At 45.4% G+C, this 3219-nt stretch carries 5 protein-coding genes and 1 pseudogene; 3 read left to right on the top strand and 3 right to left on the bottom strand.

Annotation, left to right across the window (positions count from 1 at the left end; genetic code table 11):
- On the top strand, positions 1 to 908 hold a 908-nt coding region (locus QXT17_RS09955; RefSeq protein WP_342815861.1), incomplete at its 5' end, for an AMP-binding protein.
- Positions 909 to 1170: 262 nt separating this feature from the next.
- On the opposite strand, the gene QXT17_RS09950 is transcribed toward QXT17_RS09955, so the two are convergent.
- Positions 1171 to 1605: a PIN domain-containing protein gene (locus QXT17_RS09950; RefSeq protein WP_342783891.1), complete on the bottom strand. Its 435-nt coding sequence runs from the start codon at positions 1603 to 1605 to the stop codon at positions 1171 to 1173.
- A complete protein-coding gene (locus QXT17_RS09945) occupies positions 1571 to 1837 on the bottom strand; it encodes a hypothetical protein (protein WP_342815860.1) in 267 nt (88 codons plus the stop codon). Before QXT17_RS09945 ends, QXT17_RS09950 begins: the two co-directional genes overlap by 35 nt.
- A 409-nt stretch (positions 1838 to 2246) precedes the next feature.
- On the opposite strand from QXT17_RS09945, the gene QXT17_RS09940 reads away from it, so the two are divergent.
- Both QXT17_RS09940 and QXT17_RS09935 read left to right on the top strand, forming a co-directional pair.
- Positions 2247 to 2558 (top strand): DUF134 domain-containing protein, encoded by a 312-nt coding sequence (locus QXT17_RS09940; protein ID WP_342783893.1) that lies wholly within the window; start codon positions 2247 to 2249, stop codon positions 2556 to 2558.
- A gap of 42 nt (positions 2559 to 2600) precedes the next feature.
- A complete protein-coding gene (locus tag QXT17_RS09935) occupies positions 2601 to 2903 on the top strand; it encodes a hypothetical protein (protein ID WP_342783894.1) in 303 nt (100 codons plus the stop codon).
- Between the two features lie 6 nt (positions 2904 to 2909).
- Here the strand turns inward: QXT17_RS09935 and QXT17_RS09930 are convergent.
- Positions 2910 to 3219 (bottom strand): annotated as a pseudogene (locus tag QXT17_RS09930) (pyroglutamyl-peptidase I); the annotation flags it as partial.

The raw sequence follows: 3219 nt of genomic DNA, 5'->3' as shown, positions 1-3219 counted from the left end.
GGATCACGGGGGTAACCTACCTCTTATTCGGACCCCTAATGACGGGCACGACAATTGTCCTTTACGACGGGGCCCCAGACTGGAGAAGCTGGGACAGGTGGTTCACGATACTCGAAAGATACGCTGTCACAATATTCCTGACGACTTCTGGCGCGCTAAGGGCTCTCTCAAAGCAGAACCCAGAGACCTACAGGAAGCATGACTACGACACCCTGAAAGCCATACTCGTCACAGCCGAGCCACTAGACACAGACACGTGGAGCTGGGCCTACAGGCAACTAGGAACACTCAATAGACCAATAATAGACTCGGACCCCACTGTACTCTCAGGAGCAATACCAGTCGTAAACCTATACATACAGAGCGAGATAGCAACCTTTGCTACAGGCAACCTCCCAAGCTACACGTTCCCACACATAGTGCCAGGAACCAACGGCCCCCCGATACCCGGCTTCCACCTTGACATACTCAGTGACGGCAGGCTAGTCGTCAAGAACCCGTGGCCAGCCATGCCAGTCGAGGCGCCTCAAGAATACTATGAAAAATGGTCAGAGGGCTTCTACGACACAGGCGACCTAGCCACCCACACGACCGACGGCTACATTCAGGTGCTCGGCAGGAGAGACACAGTCATGAAGATAAACGGCTACAGGATAAGCCCCGGGGCGATCGAGAAAGCCATAGAAACATTGCCCGGCGTAAAGAGGACACTTGTTGCAGGCAAGCCGGACCCCCAGAAATTCGAAGCCCCTGTAGTCATCGTTGAGGGCAGGGCCGAAGCTGAGCAAGTAAGGAAGCTGATCCGAGAATACATTACCCCCATCGCTGACCCAGCAGAGATAAATTTCACAGACAAAATCCAGTACGCCACCAGACACGAACTAAAGAACAAGCTGAGGAATCTCTAAGGTAGAACTTTTAAGACCATCTTTTCCTCGAAAAATTAATAGTCGCAATATTGTATTTTTTAAGGATTTCTATCTAACTCCTTCTGGCTTGCTTTGAAGGGTTCAAAGTTTGCAGAAACGATACTAAAAGAAATAGAGAGAATGAGTGAGGAAGAGCAAAAAGCCAATATGACTTAGAATCCTTCCTGAAATATTTTCTCGTAGCCAACCAGAAGCAAATAGATCTAAGGAACAAACTAAAAGCAAGGTAAAAATGTTTGCCCTAAACAAAGTCCTCAAGAAATAGTATCTCAACCTCAACGTTATCTTTTTCAAGTTCTGTCATTAATTCCTTTTCCCTTCTTGCAAATAGTGCGGGGCCCTCTATTCTTTGAGCAACAGCCAATGTGAAACAGTCTCCCGCCGCGATAGCATACCTACACTTAAATAAAGAAGCTTTATCTATGAGTCTCGACGTCCTATGGATAAAAAAGTACCCTGAAGAGACTAACGCATTTACACGTTTCTCTGCTTCCTCTCGACCAAGCCTCCTGCATAGAACATACCTTAGTTCAAAAATGTTGAACTCTGAAGTATGAGCTAGGATGCTTTCTGCAAGTAGTTTCTCCTTAAGCATTATCCCAGGAGGAGTTGAAAATATAAGCTCTAGAAGAGCACTAGTGTCAAATGCCATACTTCCTGCGAGTTCTCTCTTCATCTTTTCTCCTCCCCTCTAATAGTTCTCGGTAAGCCTCCTCAAAGCCAGCAACAGGTTTACAAGCCTCTTCGAGAAGCTCAGGTCTTCTTTTCTTTATTAACAAATACCTAATAGCCTCGTTCAAATCAACCCTCCTTCCCAGCTTAAGCTGTAGCTCTGAAGCTACTCTTAACAAAGCTTCTTTGACATCTTCAGTTACAGATATTGTTGTTGTCATGTCAACTATAGTCATTATAACAAATATATATAATTTTCTGAGACTGAAATTCCAAAAACAATTTGATGCTTCCTAGAATTTTCCTCTTCTAGTTTTCAACACTAATTCCCAGAGAGTAAACTAACAGTAGTAAAGCGTGAGGCAACTTGCCCCTCAAGAGAAGTTTCAATTTGCATTCCATTTCACCTTATCTAAAATAAGCTAAATAGTAATGCTTTCGGGGACTTTAGGGAAAAAAATCTATCCCTTTTTGTGTGCCTCATGCCTTGCCCCAACTAGCAAGGAAATTTTTCAAATGTCTCTTGCACTTAATATTTTAATTGAAACTGGTTACCCTAACCGAATCACTTATCTATAAGTGTAAGTCTTTATCGGCAAGGTATCTATGGAGGGCTGTCCCAGGCGGCGACGATGGAGACGCTCGGTGTGGAGAAAAGAAGCCACCACTAGTTCTGGAAACTTGAAGGAGATATTTTTTATACCGACTAGTGCGCCGGCAAGCATATTTAGTCCAGAGGAAGTTGTCGAGCTATACCCCGAAGAGCTATTGGCGCTAAAGCTTGTCTATGCAGAAGACCTAGAGGTCGACGAAGCAGCAGCGAGGCTAGGCTTGTCCAAGGCGACCTTCTGGAGGATGCTCGACTCTGGCAGAAAAAAGATGGTTACAGCAATCCTGCAACTGAGACCTATAAAGATAGTTTTCTCAGAGAAAGCATCCATGGAAAAGACAGAGTAAAGCTTAAATATATGAAACCTATTTCACTTTTGGTGAAAAACAATGGCATGGGGATGGTGGGGAAAAGGTAGATGGGCAAGAGGACCATGGCCAGGAAACGGGCCATTTTCATACCTGCCTCCATGGGAGAGGCCCGGATGGGTCTACGGCCCAGGAGCATGCTGGTGGCTTTATGGCGCGAGGGTTCCACCGCCTCCGCCTGGGGTATCCTACTATACGTATCCAGGCTTGACTGCATCAGATTTGGAGGCCTACAAGAATTGGCTAGAGGATGCTAGGGCGAGGCTCGAAGAACAAATAAGAGAACTAGACAAAAGGATAAGGGAGCTAAAAGAAAAACAATAAAGAAATTTATTTCTCTTTTTCTATTTCTTTTATCGTCTCCTCTACAGCTATGAGTACCCCTTTTACTAAGACATCGAGGGGAAGGCTTGCAGGCAACCCCTTCTTTCTAGATGCAATATCTATTGTATATGGGATGTGGATAAATCCAGCCCTCCTAGGATACCCGGTCCTGTCTGAAAGCCTTAGCAGTGTATACATAACATAGTTACAGAGATAAGTACCTGCACTATACGACAGGCTTGCAGGTATACCTTCCTCCTTCAGCCTCTCGACGACCCGGCGTGTAGGTATGGAGGCTAGATATGCTGTGGGGCCC

The organism is Thermofilum sp., from assembly GCF_038871435.1.
Classification (GTDB): Archaea; Thermoproteota; Thermoprotei; order Thermofilales; family Thermofilaceae; genus Thermofilum; species Thermofilum adornatum.
Note: the sequence above shows the minus strand (reverse complement) of the source record. Positions and strands in the feature narration are given on the sequence as shown.